Origin of the sequence: Streptomyces sp. NPDC059787 (genome assembly GCF_042732315.1) — a bacterium.
Lineage (GTDB): Bacteria > Actinomycetota > Actinomycetes > Streptomycetales > Streptomycetaceae > Streptomyces > Streptomyces atrovirens.
In genome coordinates this window covers 78,187-99,679 of sequence record NZ_JBHWHX010000013.1, presented here as the reverse complement: position 1 = coordinate 99,679, position 21,493 = coordinate 78,187, and the positions used below count along the sequence as shown (strand labels likewise).

Below are 21,493 nucleotides of genomic sequence, written 5' to 3'. Positions count from 1 at the left end.
ATGGCCCCGACCCTCTCACCGGCGCCGTCCCACGGCGTCGCGGCCGGCACCGTACTGACCGGACGTCACCTGGTGACCGCCCGGGACGCCGAGGCGTTCCGCGCGCTGTGCGCGGTCGCCTCCGCGGTGCCGCTGACCGGGGCCGTGCCCGGCACGGTCGCGCCCGCCCAGCTCGCGGCCGTCGCCCTGCGCATGTGCGAGCGGCTGCTGGAGACCGGGCCCTCGCCGGGGGGCCTGGTGGCCGTCCACGGCACGCAGCGGCTGCGCGTGGAGCGCGCGGCGGCCGTCGGCGAGCCGCTGGTCTCCCGCGCGGAGGTCCGCTCGGTGCGGCCGCTGGGCGCGGGCACGGCGACGGAGGTGGCGGTGACCCTCGCCGCCGACGACGGCTCGGCCGTCGCCGAGTCCGTGTCCCTGCTGGTGCACTCGCCCGGACCCGTCGCGGGGCCGGCACCGGCCGTCACGCGCCCGGCCGCAACACCGCTTGTACCGCAGGCCTCCCCGCCGACCGCAAGGCAGGCCGTACCGCCGGCCGCAGCGTCGGTCGTACCGCCGGTCGTACCGCCAGTCGCAAGGCAGGCCGTACCGCCGGCCGCAGCGTCGGTCGTACCGCCGGTCGTACCGTCAGTCGCAAGGCAGGCCATACCGCCGGCCGCAGCATCGGTCGTACCGCCGGCCGCACCGGAGGGTGCGCGCTGCTCCTCCTACACCGTGACCCGGGAGCTGGTGCGCCGGTACGCGGAGCTCTCCGGCGACCACAACCCGATCCACCTCTCGCCCGAGGCCGCCCGCGCGGGGGGCTTCGACGACCTGATCGCGCACGGCATGCTGACCTTCGCGCTGGTGGCGCACCACCTGGCCGGGGCCGTCGGCGAAGCGGCCGGCACGGAGCTGCAGCTGCGCTTCTCCCGGCCCCTGACGGTGCCCGCGGAGGGCGCCACCCTGACCGTTCGTGACCTGCCCGCGGCCGGCGGCGCGCTCGCGGTGACCGCCGTCGACGGCGCGGGCCTGCCGGTCGCCGGCGGCCGTGCCGCGCCGTGCGCCCACCGACAGGAGCGAGGACGTGACCGTGACTGAACCGACCCCGATGGTGCAGTTGCTGACGCCCGAGGGCGAGCGCACGGCCCACCCCGGCTTCCCCCTGGACCCCACGCCCGAGGAGGTCCGGGGCCTCTACCGCGACATGGTGCTGGTGCGCCGCTTCGACGGGGAGGCCGCGGCCCTGCAGCGCCAGGGCGAACTGGGCCTGTGGACCCAGTCCCTGGGGCAGGAGGCCGCCCAGGTGGGCTCGGGGCGGGCGCTGCGCCCGGCCGACTACGCGTTCCCGACGTTCCGCGAACACGGGGTGGCCTGGTGCCGCGGGGTGGACCCGGTGAGCCTGATGGGCATGTTCCGCGGGGTCGACCACGGCGGCTGGGAACCCGACGACAAGAACTTCCACCTCTACACGATCGTCATCGGCGCGCAGACCCTGCACGCCACCGGCTACGCGATGGGCGTGGCCAGGGACGGCGGGGACGAGGCGGTCATCGCCTACTTCGGCGACGGCGCCTCCAGCCAGGGCGACGTCGGGGAGGCCTTCACCTTCGCCGCGGTGTACGACGCGCCGGTGGTGTTCTTCTGCCAGAACAACCAGTGGGCCATCTCCGAGCCCGCCGAACGCCAGTCGCGCGTCCCGCTGGCCCGGCGGGCCGACGGCTTCGGCTTCCCCGGCGTCCGGGTGGACGGCAACGACGTGCTGGCCTGTCTGGCCGTGACCCGGTGGGCGCTGGACCTCGCCCGGCGGGGCGAAGGGCCGGTGCTGGTGGAGGCGTTCACGTACCGCATGGGCGCGCACAGCACCTCCGACGACCCCGGCCGCTACCGCAGCAGGGCCGAGGAGGAACTGTGGGCGGCCCGCGACCCGATCGACCGGGTGCGCCGGTACCTGCTGCGCGAGGGCTGGGCGGACCAGGCGTTCCTCGACGCGGTCGCGGCGGAGAGCGACGAGCTGGCGCACGACGTGCGCCGGCGCGTGCGGGCGATGGCCGACCCCGACCCGGGGGCGATCTTCCGGCACGTCTACGCGGCACCGCACCCGCTCGTCGAGGAGGAGCGGACGCGGTACGAGCACTATCTCGCGGGATTCGACACGGCCGGCACCTCCGGCGCGTCCGGCACGGCTCAGGGAGGGGCGCGATGACCCGGGCCACACTCGTCCAGGCGCTCAACTCCGCGCTGCGCGCGGCGCTCGAGGAGGACTCCAGGACCCTGGTCATGGGGGAGGACGTGGGCCGGCTCGGCGGTGTCTTCCGGGTCACCGAGGGCCTGCAGAAGGACTTCGGCGAGGACCGGGTCCTCGACACCCCGCTGGCCGAGTCCGGGATCGTCGGCACCGCCATCGGCCTGGCCCTGCGCGGCCACCGTCCGGTGCTGGAGATCCAGTTCGACGGCTTCGTCTACCCGGCCTTCGACCAGATCGTCAGCCAGCTGGCCAAGATGCACGCCCGCTCGCTGGGCAAGGTCAGGCTCCCGGTGACGATCCGCATCCCGTACGCGGGCGGCATCGGCGCGGTGGAGCACCACAGCGAGTCCCCCGAGGCGCTGTTCGCGCACACCGCGGGGCTGCGCGTGGTGACCCCGTCGAACAGCGACGACGCGCACTGGATGCTGCGCCAGGCGATCGCCGCCGACGATCCGGTGATCTTCCTCGAGCCCAAGCGGCGGTACTGGGACAAGGGCGAGGTGGGGCGGGCCCCGGCCCGCTCCCTGCACGAGGCGGCGGTGGTCCGGCCAGGCCGGGACCTGACGCTGCTCGCGTACGGGCCGATGGTCAAGGTCTGCCTGGACGCCGCGGACGCGGCGCGGGCGGAGGGCCGCAGCCTGGAGGTGGTGGACCTGCGCTCGCTGTCACCCGTGGACTTCGGCACGCTCCGGCGCTCCGTGGAACGGACCCGGCGGGCGGTGGTGGTGCACGAGGCACCGGTGTTCCTCGGCATGGGCGCGGAGCTCGCGGCCCGGCTGCACGAGGAGTGCTTCTACGCCCTGGAGGCCCCGGTGCTGCGGGTCGGCGGGTTCCACGCGCCGTATCCGCCGTCCCGGGTGGAGGACGCGTACCTGCCCGACCCGGACCGGGTGCTGGAGGCCGTGGACCGGGCCCTCGCCCACTGAACCGCCGTGGCGACCCGCGCCACCGTCCGTACCGCCGCACCCCCGCGACCCGAGGAAGACCACCCATGACTGCCACGCTGACCTTCCGCATGCCCGACGTGGGCGAGGGGCTGGTCGAGGCCGAGATCCTCGCCTGGCTCGTCGCCGTGGGCGACACCGTCACCGACGGGCAGCCCGTGTGCGAGGTGGAGACCGCCAAGGCGGCGGTGGAGCTGCCCATTCCGTACGACGGCACCGTCGCCGAGATCCTCAGTCCGCCGGGCACGACGGTCGAGGTCGGCGCGCCCATCATCACCGTCCGGCCGGCGGGGACCGGCCGGAACGCGGAACCGGCCGCCGGTCCGGCGCAGTCCGGGGACCCGGGGCCCGCGCCGGACGGCGCGGTGCTGGTCGGCTACGGACCGAGGACGAACCCCGCCCCGACCCGCCGCCGCCGCAAGGCACCCACCACGGCGAGCGACCTCACCGGGACCGCGCCGACCGAGCCGCTCGCGGCACCCGTAGCGACCGCGCCGCTCGTGGCACCCGTGCCGACCGCAGCGGACGTACCGACCGCGGCGATCGCACCGACCGCGGTGGACGTACCGACCGCGGCGATCGCACCGACCGCGGTGGACGTACCGACCACGGCGATCGTGCCGACCGCAGCGGACGTACCGACCGCGGCGATCGCGCCGACCGCACCGCTCGTGGCACCCGCGGCAACCACAGCGGACGTACCGACCGCGGCGATCGCACCGACCGCGGTGGACGCAGCGACCCCGGTGGATGCACCGACCGCCGGCGTGCCGGTGCGGGCCAAGCCGCCGGTGCGCAAGCTGGCCAAGGAGCTCGGCGTGGACCTGTCCGCCGTCTCGGCGTCCGGGCCGCACGGGGTGGTCACACGCGAGGACGTGCTGGCCGCCGCCGCGTCGGGTTCCGTTTCGGCGTCCGTTCCGGGGACTGCCGCCGCGTCGGGTTCCGTTTCGGCGTCCGTTCCAGGGACTGCCGCCGCGTCGGGTCCCGTTTCGGCGTCCGTTCCGGAGACTGCCGCCGCGCCGGAGCCCGTCCCGATGCCCCCGCCCGGGGCCGCCCCCGCCCCGGCACCGCGGCCGGTGCCCGTCCGGGACGGTGCGCACGAGACACGGATCCCGGTGCGGGGGGTGCGCAGGGCCACCGCCAGGGCCATGGTCGCGTCGGCCTTCACCGCACCCCATGTCACGGAGTTCGTCGACGTGGACGTGAGCCGCACGATGAAACTGGTGCGGCGTCTGCGGAACTCCGGTGAGCTGGGCGAGGTCCCCGTCGGCCCGCTGCTGTTCGTGGCCGCGGCCTACCTGGCCGCCGTACGCCGGCATCCGGGGATCAACGCCTCCTGGGACGAGGAGAACCAGGAGATCGTCCTCAGGCACCAGGTGAACCTGGGCATCGCCGCCGCCACCGAGCGCGGCCTGATCGTGCCGAACATCAAGGACGCCGGCCGGCTCACCCTGACCGGACTCGCCGACGCCCTGGGCGCCCTGGTGCGCACGGCACGCGCGGGCCGGGCCGCCCCCGGCGACCTGACCGGCGGCACCACGACGATCACCAACATCGGCGTGTACGGGGTCGACGGCGGCACTCCGCTGCTCAACCCCGGCGAGGCGGCGATCCTGGCCGTCGGCGCGATCCGCACCCGGCCCTGGGTGCACAAGGGCAGGGTGGTGCCGCGCGAGGTCGCCACCCTGTCGCTGTCGTTCGACCACCGGCTGGTCGACGGCGAACTGGGCTCGAAGGTGCTCGCCGACACCGCCGCGGCGCTGGAGCACCCCCGACGTCTCCTGTGGTGGCGGTGACCGGCGTGGCGACGACGGTGGTGGTGTGCAACGGCCGCCTGCGGGAGCTCCTCGCCCACGGGGACCGGGAGCTGCCGGTCGTCTTCGACCTGCCGACGCGGCTGGGCCGCGACTCCGACAGTCCGCCGGCCGCGGGGCACGTCGGGCGGACGGGGGTCGCGATCGACTCGCTCGACGACATGCGGGTGCTGTTCGCCGGGCTCCCGCTGCACCGGGTGTCCCCGGCGATGGCCGGCGGAGCTCCGGCGGCCGTCATGCTGCTGCTCTACCACCTGGTGGCGGAGGAGCGGGGGGTGCCGGGACACCGGCTGTCCGGCACGGTGCTCTCCGCCTTCAAGGAGTACGCGGTGGGCCGGACGCACATCTTTCCGCCCCGTCCCACCCGGCGGCTGGCGGCCGATCTGCTGGCCTACTGCCGGGCGGAGGTGCCGCGGTGGCGGACCGTGCCCGCGGCCGCCCACACCGTCGGCACCCTGGTGCGCGGCGGGCCGACGGCGGAGGTCCGGCAGCGGGAGCGGATCGCCAAACTGCGGGCCTGGCGCTGCCAGGACCGGGTCGCGGCGGCGCTGGAGCGGCTGGGGGCCGACGCCGCGGACCGGGGCGGCAACATCCTGTACCCGATGAAGTCGGCGCTGGCCGCGGGTGCCACGGTCGGCGAGGTCTGCGACGTGCTGCGCGCCGAGTGGGGTGCCCATCCGGCGCACCCGTCCGAGGGGCACGGCTGACCGCCCCCGTCGGGGAGCCCGGAGGGGCCTCCGTACGGACCGTCCGTACGGAGGCCCCTCCGGAGGTCCGTCAGGACGGGGCCTCGTGCAGGGACCGGGAGACACGGCCCCAGGCCCACGTCGCCCAGGCCCCCGGACGGTGTTCGCCGCCGGCCGTGAAGGACATGGTCTGCGCGGCGAAGGCCATGCACAGCAGCAGCCGGGTCACGTCGCCGGGGGCGTGTCCGGCGGCGATCCGGCCGTCGCGCTGGGCGCGTTCGACCATGCCGACGACCTGCTCGACCACCTTGCCCAGCGGATGGCCGGGCGGCTGCGCCTCGGCCTCGTCGGTCAGCAGCCGGAAGGCCGCCCGCAGCCGTACGTCGTCGTGCAGGCACTGGGCCAGTCCGACGACGAAGCGGCCGAGGGCGGACAGCGGGTCGTCCTCCCGTGCCAGGGCGCTCAGCCCTTCGATCCTGGCCAGGCCGTGGTCCTTGAGGGCGTCGGCCACGGCCTCCTTGGAGTCGAACTGCCCGTAGAACGCGCCCTTGGTCATGCCGACGCGGCGGGCGATGTCCTGCACCGTGGTGTGGGCGTACCCGTGGGTGGTGAACTGCGCCGCCGCCTCGTCGAGGATGCGTTCGCGGGTGCGCCGGGACCTGTCCTGTTTCACCGTGTGGTCCCTCGCCGGTCAGACGCGGACCGGCGCCGCGGTCCGGGGCACCGCCCCGGGCAGCCGCCGCCAGCCGCGGTCCCCGGCCACGGCCCGCAGCACCGGGTCGTCGCCGACCACCACCGGGTCGCCCACGGCGCGCAGCAGTTCGAGGTCGGTCTCGTGGTCCGCGTACGCCGAGCAGTGCGCGCCCTCGACGCCCCAGGCGCCGAGGGCGGCGCGGACCGTGCGCAGTCTGCCCGGGCCGACCACCGAGCGGTCGAGGCGGCCGGTGAAGCGGCCGTCGGCGCCCACCTCCTGTTCGGTGCACAGCACGTCGGCGGCGAGGAGGCGGGCGAGCGGGTCGAGGCAGGCGTGCAGGGATCCGGAGACCAGGACGATGCGGTCGCCGCGGGCCCGGTGGCGCAGCAGTTCCAGCAGGGTGCCGGGCAGCAGGGTGTCGCCGCGGGTCATGAAGTCGGCGAACCAGGCGCGGCCGGCGGCGGCCAGCTCCTCGGGGGCCACACCCCGGAACAGCCGGTAGTAGCCGAGGTTCGCCTCCTCCCGGGGCATCGCCAGCAGTGAACGGATGGGGAGGTCGGCCTCCTCGGGGGTGCGGTCGGCGAGCCACCGGACGGTCCAGAACCGCCAGAACTCCACCATGGTCCTGGCCTGGACGAGGGTCTGGTCCACGTCGAAGAGGGCGGCGCGGGCGATCGTGGCCGCGGGGCGGCCGAAACGCCGGGGCGGCTTCGTACGGCCCGGGCCGCGCGGTGCCGTGGTGTTCCTCATCGGGCCGCCTCCGACACGGTCGTCCCGGCCTGGGCGTAGAGGGTGCCGGCGGCCTCGAAGTCGAGGGCGGCGTGACCTGCCGCGGCCCGGATGTCGCGCCACCGGCGTTGCAGCGGACAGTCGGTGGCCTGGGCGCGCAGACCGGCCGCGCGGACCAGGCGGTCGGCGGCCGTGGCGATCAGTTCGGCGGCGAAGGCGAAGTCACGGGCGTTCTCGGCGACCGCGAGGGGGGTGATCTCCCCGAGGTCGGCCCGCCGCAGGGCGTGCTGCAGCAGCAGTCCGGCCGCGTGGATCTCCGCCGACGCACGGGCGCCGGCGTCGCGCTGGGCGGGCGCGTCGGCGGCGCGGCTCCCGTCGGGGCGCACGCGGCCGGCGGTCAGCTCGCGCCAGTCGCGCAGGGCCTGCCGGGCGGCTCCGAGGGCGGGCGCGAGGAACTGGGCCCCGGCGACCATCTGGTAGGGCACGCTGTGGCACCGGTCCCGTCCGTGCTCGACGCGGCCGAGGTCGGCGAGGGTGCAGGTGCGGTGGGCGGGGACGAAGGTCCGTTCGAGGCGGACGGTGTTGCTGCCGGTGCCGCGCAGGCCGAGGGTGTGCCAGGTGTCGGAGACCTCGCACGCCTCGAGGGGGACGGCGAAGAGCCGTACGGTGCGGTCGGCGGCACCACCGGTCCGGGAGGCGAGCAGGATCCAGTGGGCGTGGTCGACGCCGCTGGCGTGGTGCCAGGTGCCTTCGAGCCACCAGCCGTCGGCGGTGTCCCCGGCCGGGCCGGCGGCCCGCGGGCGGCGTGCCTCCTCGGCGGTGCCGGCGGGCGGTACGACCGAGGCGGCGATGCGGACGTCCGGCGTGCGCTCCCACAGGTCACGGCGGCCCTGTTCGGGCAGGTGGGCGGCGAGCCGGGCGTGGGCGGCGTACAGGGCGGCGCACCAGGCGGTGGCCGCGCAGGCCTCGCCGAGCTCGGCCGCCGCCTCGGCGGCCTCGGTGAACGAACCCGCGTCACCGCCCCACGGCTTGGGCACGAAGTGCCGGGCGAACCCGGCGGTGGTGAGGGAGTCGGCGAGGCCGGGGGAGAGCTTGCGGGCGCGTTCGGTCTCGGCCGCCCGGGTGCGGGCGAGAGCGGCGGCCGGGGCGACGGTCAGGGTCATCGGGTCACTCCGCCGATGCCGGAGGTGAGGCCGATCAGGGCGCCGTGGGCGAGCAGCCGTCCGTCCTGTTCCGCGCTGACGCGGACGGCCCTCCGGCCGTGCTCGGGGGGTTCCGGCACCGGTTCGGCGACGATGACCACGGGCCGGCCGAGTTCGCCGAAGGAGGCGAAGGACAGTGCGCTGGACTCCAGGGTCCAGTGCAGCTCCCCGTTGGGTATGCCGGCCATGCGGCCGGAGGTGAGCGCGGCGGCCTGGGCGAAGGATTCGGCCAGGGCCATGCCGGGGACGTGGTCGCAGGCGTGGTCGAAGTAGACCGGGTGCGTGGTGTCCAGGCGGAGGGCCCAGGCGTCCCGCGGGGTGTGCCGCGCGGTCCCGGGATCCGCCGGGAGGGCGGCCAGCATCACGTCGCGGTCGTGCCGGCGGCCCAGGACGTGCGGGGCCGCGACCGCGTCGGCGAGAGCGGCCGGCGCGGTCCCGGGGCCGGTGGGCGGGGCCGTGACCTCGCCCTCGGGGTGGCGCATGCGGGCGTAGCGCTCGGGGGCGACGGCCTGCCAGCACAGTCCGACGCGGCCCTCGGGGCGTCCGTCGATCACGAGCCGGGCCTCGAGCGACATGCCCAGGCGGTCGGTGGCGCGGCGTTCGACGACGCACTGGACGTCGAGCAGGACGCAGTGCGGTCCCTGGCGGACGGCGGAGTCCGGGGTGGGTGGTTCCACCTCGTACTCGATGCTCGTGAGCAGGAAGGGGTGGGCCAGCGGGACGTCGTAGTAGACGTGGGAGACGTAGATGCCCGCCTGGCGGACGGTCTCGAGGAGGAGGAGCGGGTCGGCGGTGCCCGCCGGGCACATCCCGTTCTCGAAGAGCACGTGGTGCCGGGGCCACTGGGCGGCGACGGCGAACCGGTCGGGGCCGGTGCGGACGGCGTCCGTCAGGAGGACTTCGGAGACGGCCGTCTTGTGGACGAGCGTCCGCGGAACGCCGCGGTCGAACGTGAGCTCGGGATGTGTTAAACCCGTACCGCCGTCGGCCTCGAGGATGCCGGTCGAGGACGGTTCCATGATCATCACTGTCGGAGTTCCCCCGGGTAGTGGTTGGGTGGCCGTCCTGGGCGCGGGATTTTCACAACCTTTGAACAGGCGCGGCCGCCGTCTCGGCGAAAATATACCTTCCGGAAGGTATATTGCAATGAAGATCCGGCAAGTGACAGAGAGTGATGGCGGTAACGGATGAAGCAGGCGGAGGAGGCGGGCACCTGGGGGCTGAGGATCAGCAGCGCGGGTCCCCCGATCCATCAGGAACGGGCCCGGCAGACCCGGCAGTTGATCCTGAAAGCGGCGGCGGAGGAGTTCGCCACGAACGGATTCCGGTCCACCTCGCTGGTGCACGTGGCCCAGCGGGCGGGCATCACCAAGGGGGCGATCTACCACCACTTCAGCAACAAGGAGAACCTCGCCGCGTCGGTGGTCGAGGAGCACTACGCGTTGTGGCCGGCCCTGGTCGCCGAGACCCGGGACCAGGGACTGAACTCCCTGGAGACCATCGTCACCCTGCTGGAGAGGGTGGCCACGGTCTTCCGGGACGACCCGCTCGTCCAGGCGAGCGCCCGGCTGCAGATAGAGCGTTCGACCATCGGGATCCCGCTGCCCACGCCGTTCGTGGGCTGGACGGAGCTGATGACGGATCTGTTCGGCGCCGCGCACCGGGACGGCTACCTGCGCCCCGACTGCTCGCCGCAGGCGGCCGCCCGCGTCATCGTGGCGGCGTTCTTCGGGATCCAGCACATCTCCGACACGCTGAACGGGCGCCGGGACATCCTCGAACGCTGGGACGAGGTGAAGCGGCTGGTGTTCCCGGGCCTCTGCGCCCCGGGCGTCGGGATTCCCTGACGGACACCGCACGGCACGGCCGACGCCGTGCCGTGCGGTACCGCCGGGAACCCCCTCGGCGGACAGGGGCCCCGGTGTCCTTCGTCAAGCCCGGGCCGGTCGTACGGCGGCGGCTCCGGGGCCGCACCCCTGACGGACCCTGTGACGGGACCCGTCCGCCACAGGACCGGCGGAGCGGCACGGGCGTCGGCTCACTCGTCGATCGACGCACCGAAGCGCGCGTCGGTTCCGGGAGCGCCGAACGAGCCTCCGCCGTACGACCACGAACCGGCGCTCACCGTCCCGGTGGTGGAGGCGGCGAGCCACCGGACCACCCCGTCGCCGGTGTTCTCGCCGGGTGCCGCGGCCGGCAGCCTCGTCCTCGCGGACCGCGCCTACCAGGGCCCCGGCGCCACCTCCCGCACCCCCTACTACCACTACAGCGAACAACCCGAGCACTACCAGCAGTTCAGCCGTGACCACGCCCGACTGAGAGCCCCCGGCGAACGCGCCTTCGCGCAGTTGAAATCCTGGCGGCTGCTCCGACGAGCCAGATGCTCCACCCGTCGCGTCGGCACCGTCGTCCAAGCCGTTCACACACTGCTGATCTGCAACTATTCAGGATGAAAGAGGTTCACTGTCCCGAATGCCCCGTTGTCGCGCTCCCGTGTCGACGGGCCGAACGGCACGCGCCCGCCAGCCCTTTGCCGAGCCCTCCGCGGACGGCCCAGATCACACCGTGAGCCGGACCGCCTCGATCCACGACTCGTTGTCGTGGGTGCCGGCGTAGGTGAAGTCGTACCCGGTCCCGGGCTCGTCGCACGCCAGGCCGAGCCAGGCGTCGTCGTGGACGTAGGAGGTCTGGCAGACGGCGCCGGCGCCACCGTCGACGTTGATGGTGAACCCCAGCATGTGCGGGGCGTCCTTCTCGGTACTGCCGACGTAGTTGTCGATGCCGTCGACGGCGTTCGACCACGGCTCGGGGAAGTGTCCCTCGCCGTTGGTCGACGCGGGATCGTGGACGAAGGCGCCGCCGGACGTGCCCCTGGTTCCGGACACGGCGATGTTGACGGCCGTGATCGGTGCCCCCGAGCCCGCCGTGCCCGCTGTCCCGCCGTCGCACACCGCGTCGCTCCAGCCCCGGCCCGCCACATGGACCCGGTAGCAGATGTGCCGTCCGCCCGGATCCTCCGCGGCCAGTCGCTGGACGGCGGTCGCCGCGTTCCTCTCCGGTGCCTCGGCCTCCTTCACCTCGGCCGAACGGGGCGGCGCAGACTTGGACTTGGGCTCGGACTTGGGCTCGGACTTGGACTCGGGTCCGGACTCGGGCTCGGAATCGGACTCGTCCGGTGAGCCGGACGCGGACTCGGATCCGCTCGGCGACGCCGAGGGCGACGGGGACGCGGCCTGGTAGTCGACGGCCGGGATGCCGTCGGACGTACCGGGGTCGAGCGTCGTTCCACCGGCGGGAGCCGTCTCGACCGTGCGCTCGTCCTCACGGTTCAGTCCGAGTACCAGCAGCGGTACGCAGATCAGCACCGCCCCGACGATGGCGGCCGCGGCCACCATGGGCCCGCGCAGACGTCCCGGCCCCGTCCCGTCGGCGTCCGCGTCCGCCTTCCCGCCGTCACCGTTCCCGGCCGCGACCGCACCGGCCACCGCACCGGCCACCGCACCGGCCACCACCCCGGCTCCCGCTTCGCCGGGCTCCGCCGCCTGCCGCCGCTGTTCCTCCGGCTGCCGCTCTTTCTCCTGCCGTTGCTCCTCCTGCCGTTGCTCCTCCTGCCGTTCCTCCTCCTGCTCGGCTGCCGCCGGTTCCTCGGTGGTGGACCGGAAGCCCCATCGGGTGCGCCGCCCGGGAGCGGGCTCGGAGGACGACACCGTCGACACCGAGGCGTCCGGATCGGCGGCGGAGTCGGGAGCAGGGGCGGACTCCGGCGTGCGCGGTCTCAGGTCCGCGCCGGGATCCTCGCCCGGCACGGGTACGGCGACCGCGCGGCGGACGGCCAGGGAAGGCGTCGCCTCACCGGCCCGGGGTTCATGCTGACGCGGCATGAGCACTGCTCCTTGTCGAAGGTGGGGGCGGACGGTGCGATGTCGTCGGTGCTCGTCGGTGCCGCCGGCCGGTCATCCGTGCACGGCACCGGGCCGGACGGCCGTTCCGTCGGCTCACGGCTCACTCAACTAACTCTGGATGACAGCTGGTTGCGTCCAAACCCTGGCGAGATGAACGGAAGGCGACACAAGGACCCGTTCGCTCGTCGGCCGCACCACGCTGCCAAGGGGGACCCTCCGGAACGCGCCCCGGCCGACGGCGGGGGCCGCGCCCCGCGAGGCCGTCGCCGGTGGCGATCCTGCCGGCAACACGGATCCTGTGCTCCGTCACAGAGTGGATCAGCGCGAAGGCCGTGGTCGTGAGTCGAGACGGACACGTACGGCGCGCTGGAGGACCTGGCCCGCAACCAGGTCAACCTGAACAAGGCGATCACACACTGGCCGGACATGCTGAAGGTCGCCGGTTCCCTGGTCACCAACCAGGTCCGCGCCTACGACCTGCTGCGCATATTCGGCCGCGAGGGACGACCCCCCCGCTGGGTGTGGTGTTCGCGGAGTACGGGCGGATCGCCAAGACCGAGCACTTGCTGCGCGTGGTCGACCCGGTGGACGACACCTACCGCCGGCAGATGAACCGGCAGCTCACCGTGCAGGAGTCCCGCCACAAGCTGGCCCGGGACGTATGCCACGGCAAGCGCGGAACCATCCACCAGGTATACCGCGACGGAATGGAGGACCTGTTGACCGAACTACCGGGGTGCGAGCCGACGAGCCCCCGGAGATCGACGCACGGTGACGGGACCAAGCATCAGGCCAGTCAGCTTGCCTCCGAGGAGGTGCCACACCACCGTCCTGATGTGCTGTCATCACGAGCTGTTGGAGACCACAGCAACTCGTTGGGGCTCAGGTGCAAGAGAGCGTGCAGTTACGGGACGTCACGGCGCTGACGGTGCCGAGGGTCGGCCGGGTCCAGGAGACCGGCGATCCGTCGCTGCCGTACCGGCTGCTCGACCGAGACGGGATTGAGGTGGTGGCAGTCAGCGAGTTCCTCCTCGACACGCTCGCCAACGACGACAGCCCGGCCTCGCTGCGCTCGTATGCGTACGAGCTGCTGGCCTGGTTCCGGTTCCTGTGGGCCGTCGACGTCCAGTGGGACCGGGCCAGCCGGGCGGAGGCCCGAGACTTCGCACTGTGGCTGAAGATGGTCAAGAAGCCGCCGCGACCCCGGCGGCCGGACGCTCCGGCGCCCGGGTCGGTCAACCCGGTGACCGGCAAGCGGTACGCGGGCGAGAACTACGCGCCCCGCACCCGGAGGCACGCGCGGGCAGTCGTCCGCAGCTTCTACGAGTACCACCGCGACATGCACGGACGTCCCCTGCTCAACCCGTTCCCGAAGACCAAGCGCGCCGAGGACGAGCACCTCAACGCCCATCACAACCCGATGCACGTCTTCAAGCACCCTGCCCGCCGGGCCCCCTACCAACCGAAGGAACCCCGGCGAACCCCACGCGGCATCCCCGACCAGGCATTCAACGAACTGTTCGCGGCCCTGCCCTCGCACCGCGACCGCGCGCTGATCGCCTTCTACATCTCGGCCGGCCCGCGCGCCTCGGAACTCCTCGGCGTCAGCCGGGACCGGGTCAGCCCCGGTGACCAGACGATCGGTGTCATCCGCAAGGGCTCCCGGGCCCTGCAATGGATCCCCGCCTCCAGCGACGCGTTCGTCTGGCTGCGGCTCTACCAGCAGCAAATCCGCCCCCAGGCCATCGACGGGCCGGACGAGCCGCTGGGGTGGACCCTCCGGCGCCCGATCAGGCCGTTGAGCTACGACGCGGCCCGCATGGTGTTCACCCGGGCCAACGAGACCCTGGGAGCGAACTGGACCCTGCATGATCTGCGGCACAGCGCGGCCAAACGCATGGTGCGCGACCCCAAGCTCTCGCTCACCGACGTCCAATGGGTCCTTGGACATCTCCACATCAGCACCACGGAGCAGTACCTTGAACCCGCCGAGAACGAGGTCGTCGCGCACGTGTTGGCCCACCACGCCCGGCAAGCCACGGAGCCCGTCAAACCGGTGATGCCCGCCCCGGGCTACCGTTCCGAGGTTCTTCAGACGCTGCTCGGCACGGCCGCCCTCGGCGGAGGCCCGGCATGACCACCGCGACCGTAACTGCCCAGCCCTCCGCCCCCGTCCGTCACGCTCCCTTGCCTCCCGGCCAGGAGAAGCGCGAAGCGCCGGCCACCTGGTGGCAGACGGAGGAACCGCGCGAACAGGTGCTGGAGCGCACACTCGCGCTGCCATTCACCGCGGACAGCGACGCCAACCTGCGCACACGGCACCGCGGTCTGATCAAGCTGCTGGGCTGGCTGGAGGACCAGCCCGGCCGCACCTGGCAGGAGCGCTGGGTGGCCAGCGGAGCCGAGGAAGCAGGCCGGGAGTGGACGCGGCTGCCGATGCAGTGGCTCGCCGAGCACCAGCGGGCACGCAAGTACGACCGCGCCGATCTGTGGTGCTGCGGCATGATCCCGCTGCTGGGCGGACAAGTCGTACGCCCCGCCTACCGGTGGCTACTGCGACAGAGCCCTTCGCAACTGCCGGCGCACATCCGCAGCGTCACCGACCCCCGACGGTTTCGCGGTGCTCAAGGACCAGTACACGGCCACCGGTCACGCGGGATCCAACGACTGCAACAACGCGCTCAACCGCGTCACCTGGATCGTCGCCTCCAAGGGCGGCACCGTCCACGACATCACCATCGGCGACTGCGTTGAACTGCAGCACGCCATCGGCGAGCACCAGACCAACGGCTACCACGGCAAGCACCTCTTCTACGCGCTCCTCGCGGGTCTCGGCGTCTTCGGCCCCGACGCTCCTGCACGGCTGAAGACGGTGATGCTGCCCGGGCAGTTGACACCGGCAGCTTTGGTCGACCGGCAGGGCATCACCTGCACCGCGATACGCGACCTCCTGGTCGACTACCTCACCGAGCGCGCGGTGGACGTCGACTACACCACGACAAGGGACATGACCTGAGCAAGGGGGGGCGGGAGGCCACGTTCACTTGCTCCTATGTCAAGCAGCTGCTGCGAGGTGGGTCTGTGGCTCCTCGGCAGATGCGAGCTGTCGGGCTCAGTCGGAGGGCGGTGCCGGAGACCGCTGGCCGAGCCACTGATCGGCGTCCCAGGCCCGGAACCGCTCCACTTCGGTGAATCCCAGCTTTGCCGCGAGGCGCATCGAGCCGACGTTGGCGGTCTGGGTGGCGAGCACCACCGGCTCACCTGGAAGGACCTCTTCGAGCCAGTCCAGTGCCGCCGCGCACGCCTCGACGGCATACCCGAATCCCCACGCCCGTGCCAGGAACAGGTAGCCGAGGTCGACCTTCCCCGCAGCAGCCGGGCGATGGTCTTCCGTTGCTCTTCTGAGCAGGATTTGGCCGATCATCACCCCATCCAGATCAACGACGAAGCTCCCGGGCCACCGCTCGGGCGCCTCGGGCATCTCGCGCTCAAGCTCGTCACGGGGGCGGGGGCCGCCGAGATAGGTGTGTACCTCTGGCGATGCCAGCAGCTCGATGAACGCCGCACGGTCCCGGGTCTCGGGCTCACGCAGCACGAGCCTCTCGGTCCTGATCGGTGCAGGCGGCCACGCAACGGGCCCGAGATCATTCATGTCGGCCAGCCAATCAGCGGCCCCAGCAGCGATCAAGACTCGCGGAGCCTCTGACCTCTCATCCCCTGAGATGCCCAACGGGAGACGGCGGACAGCTCCTGGTGGACCGAGTTCACTTCATGACAGGGGCGACACCGCGTGCCCGGCCATGGAGGACGATGAGGATGGCGGTGGCGGCGAAAGTGGCGTCGGACCGCTACCGGGGTGTGTAGGGCGCCCCTCGCACAACCCCGTCCGGACGGCGGCTTGCACGCCGTCGTCCTGCGCGTCCGTTCCATCCGGGTCGACGTTCGTCATGACCGTCGCCTGTCTGCCGTCGGCTGTGGCGCCGCCCGCGGTCTGGTAGCCGAAGACGTCGCCGCCGTGGCCCCAGTAGAGGCCGCCGCAGGGCAGCGGCCGGCTCTCCAGGCCCAGGCCGTACCTCCGGCCGTCGTGAACCGTTCCGAGTTCGGTAGGGATTTCGGAGCGCTCCGAGTTCGGCGGAGCCGCGTCACCGGCCCGTTCGCGGCCCCGGACAGAGGCGATGGGACGCCGACACACCGCCCTCGTCGGCCCCGTGACTCCCGGTACGCCGCCGGGTAACCTCTCCGCGCACCTCCGGGACGCCTAACTCGTTTGAACAGAGGTGCAGTTCATGATCCGGAGACGTCATGCCGCTGTCGGAAGGTCAAGCCGTGTACGTGGTCGACGTGCCGCTGGGGAGCGGCGGCGAGGTCGTACGAGTGCAGGTGAACGACGTCGGGGAGGAGGTCGTGCGCGTCGGACGCGGCAGCCGTGCCGTCGCCCGGGCCGAGCAGTCCCTGGAACAGATGCTGGACGTCGTACGGCCGGTCGCGGACGCCTTCGTCGGCCGCTGCCGCGGCATGCTCCAGCCGCCGGACGAGGCGACCCTCGCATTCGGCATGTCGCTCTCCGCCGACGCGAAGGTCCTCATCGCGGGCTCCTCCGCGGAAGCCAACTTCTCCGTCAGCCTCACCTGGCACAACAGCCCCACCGGTACGGACGTGGTGCCGGAAACCGCACCCGGACCGGAGTCCACGGGCCGGGGCCCGGTGGGTGAACCCGCCTCCGGGGGCTGAATCCCGTAAGGCAGGCCGGCATCCGCCGTCGCACTGCCGGCACCCTCCCGCTCCCCCCACCGCACCGAGGAGGCCCCCGTGCACGACCAGGACGATCCCGGCCGTACCGCGGCCGGATCCGGATACGCAGGGCACGGCGGGCACGAGGACGCCGACACCGTCCTCGCCGCCGGGACGGTCCGTCTCCGGAACGGGCACGGCGATTCCGCCGGTACCGGATTCCTCGTCGGCGACGGGCTCGTCGTCACCTGCGCCCACGTGGTGTGCGACGCGCTCGGGAAACCCCGCGACACCGAGGTGCTCCCCGGGGCCCGGGTCACCGTCGACCTGCCGCTCCTCACAGGGTCGGGAACCCCGGGGCACGACGTCGAAGCGGAGGTGACGCACTGGGTGCCGATCCGGGAGGACCGCAGCGGCGACGTGGCCGTGCTGCGACTGCTCGATCCGGTGCCGGGGGCGCGGCCACTGCCGACCAGCCTGTCCCGGCGTCTGTGGGAACACGGGTCCCGCATCGTCGGTTTCACCGACAGCTCCGACCGGCCCGTGTGGCAGCGGGGCAGTCTCCTCGGCCCCGCGGGGAAGGGCTGGGTACAGCTGTCCCGGGCCGACGGACAGACGGTCCGGGTCACCGGCGGGTTCAGCGGCAGCCCGGTCTGGGACAACGCCCTCGGCGCCGTCGTCGGCATGATCGTGGCGGCGGGGCCGGCACGGGACGACCAGCAGGCGTACATGCTGCACCTCGGGGCGCTCGCCGACGAGATCCCCGCCCTCGCCCGGGCGTTCCTGGCCCCGACGCCCTTCCGTGGCCTGGAGCCCTTCCGCGAGGAGGACGCCGACGTCTTCTTCGGCCGCGAGGAGGACACGGAGTCCGTGGTCAGGGCACTGCGCGGGGACCGTGCAGCGGTGACGCTGTGCGGACCCTCGGGGTGCGGCAAGTCCTCCCTCGCCCTCGCCGGGGTGGCGCCCGTGATGCGCCGCGCCGGCCACGAGGTGGTGGTCGTCCACTGCGGCCGCACCTCCCGTCCGGTGGAAGCCCTGGCGGTCGCACTCCTCGAACTGGCCCGCCAGGAACGGTTCGGGCCACCTCGCGCCCTCGGCGTCGAGCGGGTCGCCATCTGGCTGACCGGGGCGGGCCTCGCGGACACCGTCCACCGGCTCACCGGCAGCGCCACCACCGACCTCCTCGTCGTACTGGACCAGGCCGAGGCACTGCTCGACCTGCCCGAAGGGGAACTCACGGCCCTCCTGTCGGTGCTGTTCCCCGCCCGGCGCACCGCCGGGATGCGGGTGCTGCTCACCCTGCGCGCCGACTTCGTCGACGCCGCCCTCAGCCACGAACACCTCGGCCCGGCGCTGAAACGGGGAGCCGTCCTGCCGCTGACCCCGATGACCCGGGAGCAGCTCCACGCCGTCATCACCCGCCCCGTGGACCGCGTCCCCGGTGTCTCCTACGAACCCGGGCTGGCCCACCGCATCCTCGATGACGCCGGCAGCGAGCCCGGTGCCCTCCCCCTCCTCTCCTTCGTCCTGCGGCACCTGTGGCAGGAACAGTCGGGCGGCCGCCTGAGGGTCGAGGCGTACGAGAGGGCCGGCGGCGTCTCCGGCGCACTGCGCAGACACGCGGAGGAGGTTTGGCGGAAGTACGTCCCGTCCGTGACCGGGACCGGCTCCCCGGACTCCGCGGAGACCCCTGACGACATGGAAGCCGTCACGGACGCGCGGCGGCTCCTCGCCGGACTGGTACGCGTGGTGCCGGGCAGCGGCGCCCCCGCACTGCGGCGGGTGCTGACCCGGGCGGAGGCCGGCGAGCGGCGCTGGCGCCTGGCCGTGCTGTTCGCCGGGAAGGACGAGCGCCTGCTGGTGCTCCACGGCGGGGCCGGTGTGCCGGAGAGCGTGGAACTCGCCCACGAAGCCCTCATCACGGCCTGGCCGGCTCTGGCCGAAGTGGTGCGCGAGGACCGGGACTTCCTCGCGGCACGCGCGGAATTGCAGCACGACCGGGAACGCTGGGAGAACGCGGGACGTGCCGACGAGCTCCTGCCGCGGGGCGCGCAACTCGTCTCCCTCGAGAGCCGCCTCGCCGGGCGCACCGACGAACTGACGGCGGCCGAGAACGACTTCCTCGGCCTCGCGGACAGCCAGCGACGCGCGATACAGCACGCGATACAACAGCAGCACCGTGCCCGGCAGCGGCGCATCCGGCAGGCTTGGACGGCCGGCGGCCTCGCTTTCGCGCTCATCGCCGCCCTGATCGTGTTCTTCGTCCAGGAGTCCCGGGTGAGCGAGAAGCGGGCGGCGGAGGGCCGGTCCAGGACGCTGGCCGTGCAGGCGGACGAACTGGCCGACACCAATCCCGCCCAGGCCGCCCTGGCCGCGATAGCGGGCTACGACATCTCCCCGACTCAGGAAGCCCGCAACGCGTTGCTGCGCCGGTACGCCGCGCTCAAGGAAAAGGCATGGATCCTGTCGGGCGTCGAGGGAAAGATCGACGGCGTCGCCATGAGCGCGGACGGCGCGGTGACTCTGGCGACCTCCGACACCCGGCGCGCGACGCTGTTCCTGCGTACGAAGCGGGGCGAGGTGCGTCAGGTCAACCTCCGCCTCCGTCCCAATGTCCTGGAACCTACGGTCAGTCTGGACGGGCGGCGCATCGCGTATGTGCGCGACGAGGACCGGGCTGTTGTCTGGCACGACGTCACACCCACGGCGAAGTACCCGGTGGGACCTGCGCATCTACTCAAAGGTCCACCGGTAAAGGCCAAGTCGGATGATTGGGGCAACCTGCGTAAGCTGATCGACTTCTCGCGTACTTCCCGTTACCTCGTCGAAACAGCGGCCGATTCCACGACGTTCCCCGTACGTGTCTGGGATCTGGAGACGGGGCGCCGACACGACCTGCCGAAGATCATTCCCGGGATCAAGTCCATTTGGTTCGGCCCTGACGACGCCACGTTGATGGCAATGGGGACCACCTCGTCCTACACCGAGATGATGGACGCGGTCGACATCCGGACCGGTACGAGGCGACGCCTGGTCACGGATGGCAAAGAGAGCGGTGTGTCGAGTGACGGAACCGTGGTCATCACCTGCCATGAAAGGGACAGCGAGTCCTCAGCCAACGCCCTGTACCAGACGATACGAGTGGCGGACCGGCGAGTCCTGCGCAGTTACCGAGCCGATTACACCTCGTGCGGACCTACGATCCTTGACGCCAAGGGCGACCGGTTTGCCCTGACCGGTCTCAGAGACACCTGGGAAATCGTCAACGCCAACGGCGACGATCGACCACGAAAATTCATACCTCCTTCTGGCGTATCCAGCTTCGACATCACTCCGGAACTACCCTTGCTCGGCTCCGAACGGGAGCCTGTCCTGGCCTTCAAGGACGACAGTTCAATCTCCGGACGAACTCTGGTGAGCGCCGAGGGAGAAACCGCATACGGCGTGCCGAGACTGCTCGGGGACGGACGCACGGTGCTCGTCCGCCTCGGAGAGAAGGGCGACGCCCTCCGCGTCATGGAAACCGAGGGCGACAAACGCAACCTGGCCGAAGTGTCCGTCAAGGCCAAGACACCGCCGGCCGAGGAACAGGTCATCGCGATCAACAGGGCCGAGACGCTGATGGCGGACGTGTCGGACAAGAATCGGGTGACGATCCGCCGACTGCCGTCCCTGCGCCGCGTATCGGAGTTCAGGACAGCCGTCGTACCACCCGTCGTCGACTGGGACCCCCACGACCTCTTCACCGAGCCCGGTGACGAAGGCGAACTGGAACCCGTCGACCTCGTCTTCCTGCCCGGTGACCGGCTCGTGACGGTCGTCGGGTCCCGCGTCGAACAGTGGGACGCCCGTGAGGGACGTCGCCTCTCCTCGATCGATCTGAAGGACCTCCGGCTCACTTCAGGGAGCCGGCCGAACTACTACGTGACTGCCCACCGCGACCCGGACCTCCTGGCGGTCAGCGTGGACGGCGAACCGGACCTGCACGCCGTCGACCTGCGCACAGAACGGGAGAGGAAAGACCTCCACATCCGATTCGCCGACGACTTCCTCACCGCGTACTTCCTCAAGGACACGCGCTATATGGCCGTACTGACCTCGGGACGCATCCTGGAGCTGTGGTCCGTCGAACCGGGACAACGACCACGTCGGGTGGCAGCCTTCCCCAAGCCGCTGCGGCCTGGCGAGTGGGCAACGGGCAACCCCAGTGGCGCACACTACTTTCTGGCCGCTGACAGTTCTGTGACCTTCCTGAAAGCAGACGATCCGTCGTATCGGGAGACCTACGAGTTCGCCGAGAACCAGCGCGTCATCTCCGCCACCAGGGACGGCACAGCCGTGTTCGGCTCTCCCGCCCCGGAGTCCTCACTCGACGCGCTCGGGAAGTCTCCCCTCTCGCTGACCCGGCTGGACCCCACCCTGTGGAAACGGCACCTGTGCAAGGTGATCGGCCGTGGCCTCACCGACGACGAACGCCGCGGCCTGCCCGGCCGGCTGCCGGACAAGGTCTGCCCCGATCCCGCGCAGGACTGAGGCCGGAACCCGCCCCTGTGCCGGAGCGCGGGGCAAG

The 21,493-nt window shown here is 72.4% G+C and carries 16 protein-coding genes and 2 pseudogenes; 12 read left to right on the top strand and 6 right to left on the bottom strand.

The genetic code is table 11. The features are described from left to right. The 5 genes from ACFV5H_RS15190 (at window position 1) to ACFV5H_RS15170 (ending at window position 5,686) form a co-directional block, all read left to right on the top strand. Window positions 1–1,074, top strand: coding sequence for a MaoC family dehydratase (locus ACFV5H_RS15190; RefSeq protein WP_385195019.1), 1,074 nt, complete (start codon window positions 1–3; stop codon window positions 1,072–1,074). Beyond that, a complete protein-coding gene (gene pdhA / locus ACFV5H_RS15185) occupies window positions 1,025–2,179 on the top strand; it encodes a pyruvate dehydrogenase (acetyl-transferring) E1 component subunit alpha (RefSeq protein ID WP_385195017.1) in 1,155 nt (384 codons plus the stop codon). The genes ACFV5H_RS15190 and pdhA overlap by 50 nt, the downstream gene beginning before the upstream one ends. Next, window positions 2,176–3,147 (top strand): alpha-ketoacid dehydrogenase subunit beta, encoded by a 972-nt coding sequence (locus ACFV5H_RS15180; protein ID WP_385051517.1) that lies wholly within the window; start codon window positions 2,176–2,178, stop codon window positions 3,145–3,147. Before pdhA ends, ACFV5H_RS15180 begins: the two co-directional genes overlap by 4 nt. 65 nt (window positions 3,148–3,212) lie before the next feature. Further along, a complete protein-coding gene (locus ACFV5H_RS15175) occupies window positions 3,213–4,961 on the top strand; it encodes a 2-oxo acid dehydrogenase subunit E2 (protein ID WP_385195014.1) in 1,749 nt (582 codons plus the stop codon). Continuing rightward, window positions 4,952–5,686, top strand: coding sequence for a methylmalonyl-CoA mutase family protein (locus ACFV5H_RS15170; protein ID WP_385051513.1), 735 nt, complete (start codon window positions 4,952–4,954; stop codon window positions 5,684–5,686). The genes ACFV5H_RS15175 and ACFV5H_RS15170 overlap by 10 nt, the downstream gene beginning before the upstream one ends. Before the next feature lie 70 nt (window positions 5,687–5,756). On the opposite strand, the gene ACFV5H_RS15165 is transcribed toward ACFV5H_RS15170, so the two are convergent. From ACFV5H_RS15165 to ACFV5H_RS15150, 4 genes are read right to left on the bottom strand one after another with little or no spacing between them, the layout of a single operon-like run. Next, window positions 5,757–6,338 (bottom strand): TetR family transcriptional regulator, encoded by a 582-nt coding sequence (locus ACFV5H_RS15165; protein ID WP_385051511.1) that lies wholly within the window; start codon window positions 6,336–6,338, stop codon window positions 5,757–5,759. An 18-nt stretch (window positions 6,339–6,356) separates the two neighbouring features. Further along, window positions 6,357–7,109: an HAD family hydrolase gene (locus ACFV5H_RS15160; protein WP_385051509.1), complete on the bottom strand. Its 753-nt coding sequence runs from the start codon at window positions 7,107–7,109 to the stop codon at window positions 6,357–6,359. Next, complete coding sequence (locus ACFV5H_RS15155) at window positions 7,106–8,251, bottom strand: acyl-CoA dehydrogenase family protein (protein ID WP_385195011.1); 1,146 nt, start codon at window positions 8,249–8,251, stop codon at window positions 7,106–7,108. The genes ACFV5H_RS15160 and ACFV5H_RS15155 overlap by 4 nt, the downstream gene beginning before the upstream one ends. Then, a complete protein-coding gene (locus ACFV5H_RS15150; RefSeq protein WP_385051504.1) occupies window positions 8,248–9,309 on the bottom strand; it encodes a ScbA/BarX family gamma-butyrolactone biosynthesis protein in 1,062 nt (353 codons plus the stop codon). Before ACFV5H_RS15150 ends, ACFV5H_RS15155 begins: the two co-directional genes overlap by 4 nt. 168 nt (window positions 9,310–9,477) lie before the next feature. Between ACFV5H_RS15150 and ACFV5H_RS15145 the strand changes: the two genes are divergently transcribed. Continuing rightward, window positions 9,478–10,137 carry a ScbR family autoregulator-binding transcription factor gene (locus ACFV5H_RS15145; protein ID WP_385051502.1) on the top strand — a complete coding sequence of 220 codons (660 nt, stop codon included), beginning with the start codon at window positions 9,478–9,480 and terminating at the stop codon, window positions 10,135–10,137. A gap of 338 nt (window positions 10,138–10,475) precedes the next feature. Beyond that, window positions 10,476–10,743 (top strand): annotated as a pseudogene (locus ACFV5H_RS15140) (transposase family protein); the annotation flags it as partial. Between the two features lie 105 nt (window positions 10,744–10,848). Here the strand turns inward: ACFV5H_RS15140 and ACFV5H_RS15135 are convergent. Continuing rightward, window positions 10,849–12,171 (bottom strand): hypothetical protein, encoded by a 1,323-nt coding sequence (locus ACFV5H_RS15135; protein WP_385195009.1) that lies wholly within the window; start codon window positions 12,169–12,171, stop codon window positions 10,849–10,851. Between the two features lie 378 nt (window positions 12,172–12,549). On the opposite strand from ACFV5H_RS15135, the pseudogene ACFV5H_RS15130 reads away from it, so the two are divergent. The 3 genes and pseudogenes from ACFV5H_RS15130 to ACFV5H_RS15120 all read left to right on the top strand — a co-directional run. Next, window positions 12,550–12,923, top strand: a pseudogene (locus ACFV5H_RS15130) (Tn3 family transposase); the annotation flags it as partial. A gap of 167 nt (window positions 12,924–13,090) precedes the next feature. Next, window positions 13,091–14,329 (top strand): tyrosine-type recombinase/integrase, encoded by a 1,239-nt coding sequence (locus ACFV5H_RS15125; RefSeq protein WP_385051498.1) that lies wholly within the window; start codon window positions 13,091–13,093, stop codon window positions 14,327–14,329. Window positions 14,330–14,812: 483 nt separating this feature from the next. Beyond that, window positions 14,813–15,208 (top strand): hypothetical protein, encoded by a 396-nt coding sequence (locus ACFV5H_RS15120; RefSeq protein WP_385195006.1) that lies wholly within the window; start codon window positions 14,813–14,815, stop codon window positions 15,206–15,208. Window positions 15,209–15,304: 96 nt separating this feature from the next. On the opposite strand, the gene ACFV5H_RS15115 is transcribed toward ACFV5H_RS15120, so the two are convergent. Beyond that, entirely contained in the window at window positions 15,305–15,844 is a 540-nt protein-coding gene (locus ACFV5H_RS15115; RefSeq protein WP_385195004.1) for a GNAT family N-acetyltransferase, read from the bottom strand. A gap of 650 nt (window positions 15,845–16,494) precedes the next feature. On the opposite strand from ACFV5H_RS15115, the gene ACFV5H_RS15110 reads away from it, so the two are divergent. After that, window positions 16,495–16,923, top strand: a complete 429-nt coding sequence (locus ACFV5H_RS15110) for a CU044_2847 family protein (RefSeq protein ID WP_385051492.1) — start codon at window positions 16,495–16,497, stop codon at window positions 16,921–16,923. A 78-nt stretch (window positions 16,924–17,001) separates the two neighbouring features. Next, complete coding sequence (locus tag ACFV5H_RS15105) at window positions 17,002–21,456, top strand: trypsin-like peptidase domain-containing protein (protein ID WP_385195001.1); 4,455 nt, start codon at window positions 17,002–17,004, stop codon at window positions 21,454–21,456. The last annotated feature ends 37 nt before the right edge of the window (window positions 21,457–21,493 follow it).

Coding starts and splice junctions, on each gene's coding strand:
- ACFV5H_RS15190 (WP_385195019.1), top strand. CDS start 1: ATGGCCCCGACCCTCTCACCGGCGCCGTCCCACGGCGTCGCGGCCGGC.
- ACFV5H_RS15180 (WP_385051517.1), top strand. CDS start 2,176: ATGACCCGGGCCACACTCGTCCAGGCGCTCAACTCCGCGCTGCGCGCG.
- ACFV5H_RS15175 (WP_385195014.1), top strand. CDS start 3,213: ATGACTGCCACGCTGACCTTCCGCATGCCCGACGTGGGCGAGGGGCTG.
- ACFV5H_RS15160 (WP_385051509.1), bottom strand. CDS start 7,109: ATGAGGAACACCACGGCACCGCGCGGCCCGGGCCGTACGAAGCCGCCC.
- ACFV5H_RS15155 (WP_385195011.1), bottom strand. CDS start 8,251: ATGACCCTGACCGTCGCCCCGGCCGCCGCTCTCGCCCGCACCCGGGCG.
- ACFV5H_RS15150 (WP_385051504.1), bottom strand. CDS start 9,309: ATGGAACCGTCCTCGACCGGCATCCTCGAGGCCGACGGCGGTACGGGT.
- ACFV5H_RS15145 (WP_385051502.1), top strand. CDS start 9,478: ATGAAGCAGGCGGAGGAGGCGGGCACCTGGGGGCTGAGGATCAGCAGC.
- ACFV5H_RS15135 (WP_385195009.1), bottom strand. CDS start 12,171: ATGCCGCGTCAGCATGAACCCCGGGCCGGTGAGGCGACGCCTTCCCTG.
- ACFV5H_RS15115 (WP_385195004.1), bottom strand. CDS start 15,844: ATGAATGATCTCGGGCCCGTTGCGTGGCCGCCTGCACCGATCAGGACC.
- ACFV5H_RS15110 (WP_385051492.1), top strand. CDS start 16,495: ATGCCGCTGTCGGAAGGTCAAGCCGTGTACGTGGTCGACGTGCCGCTG.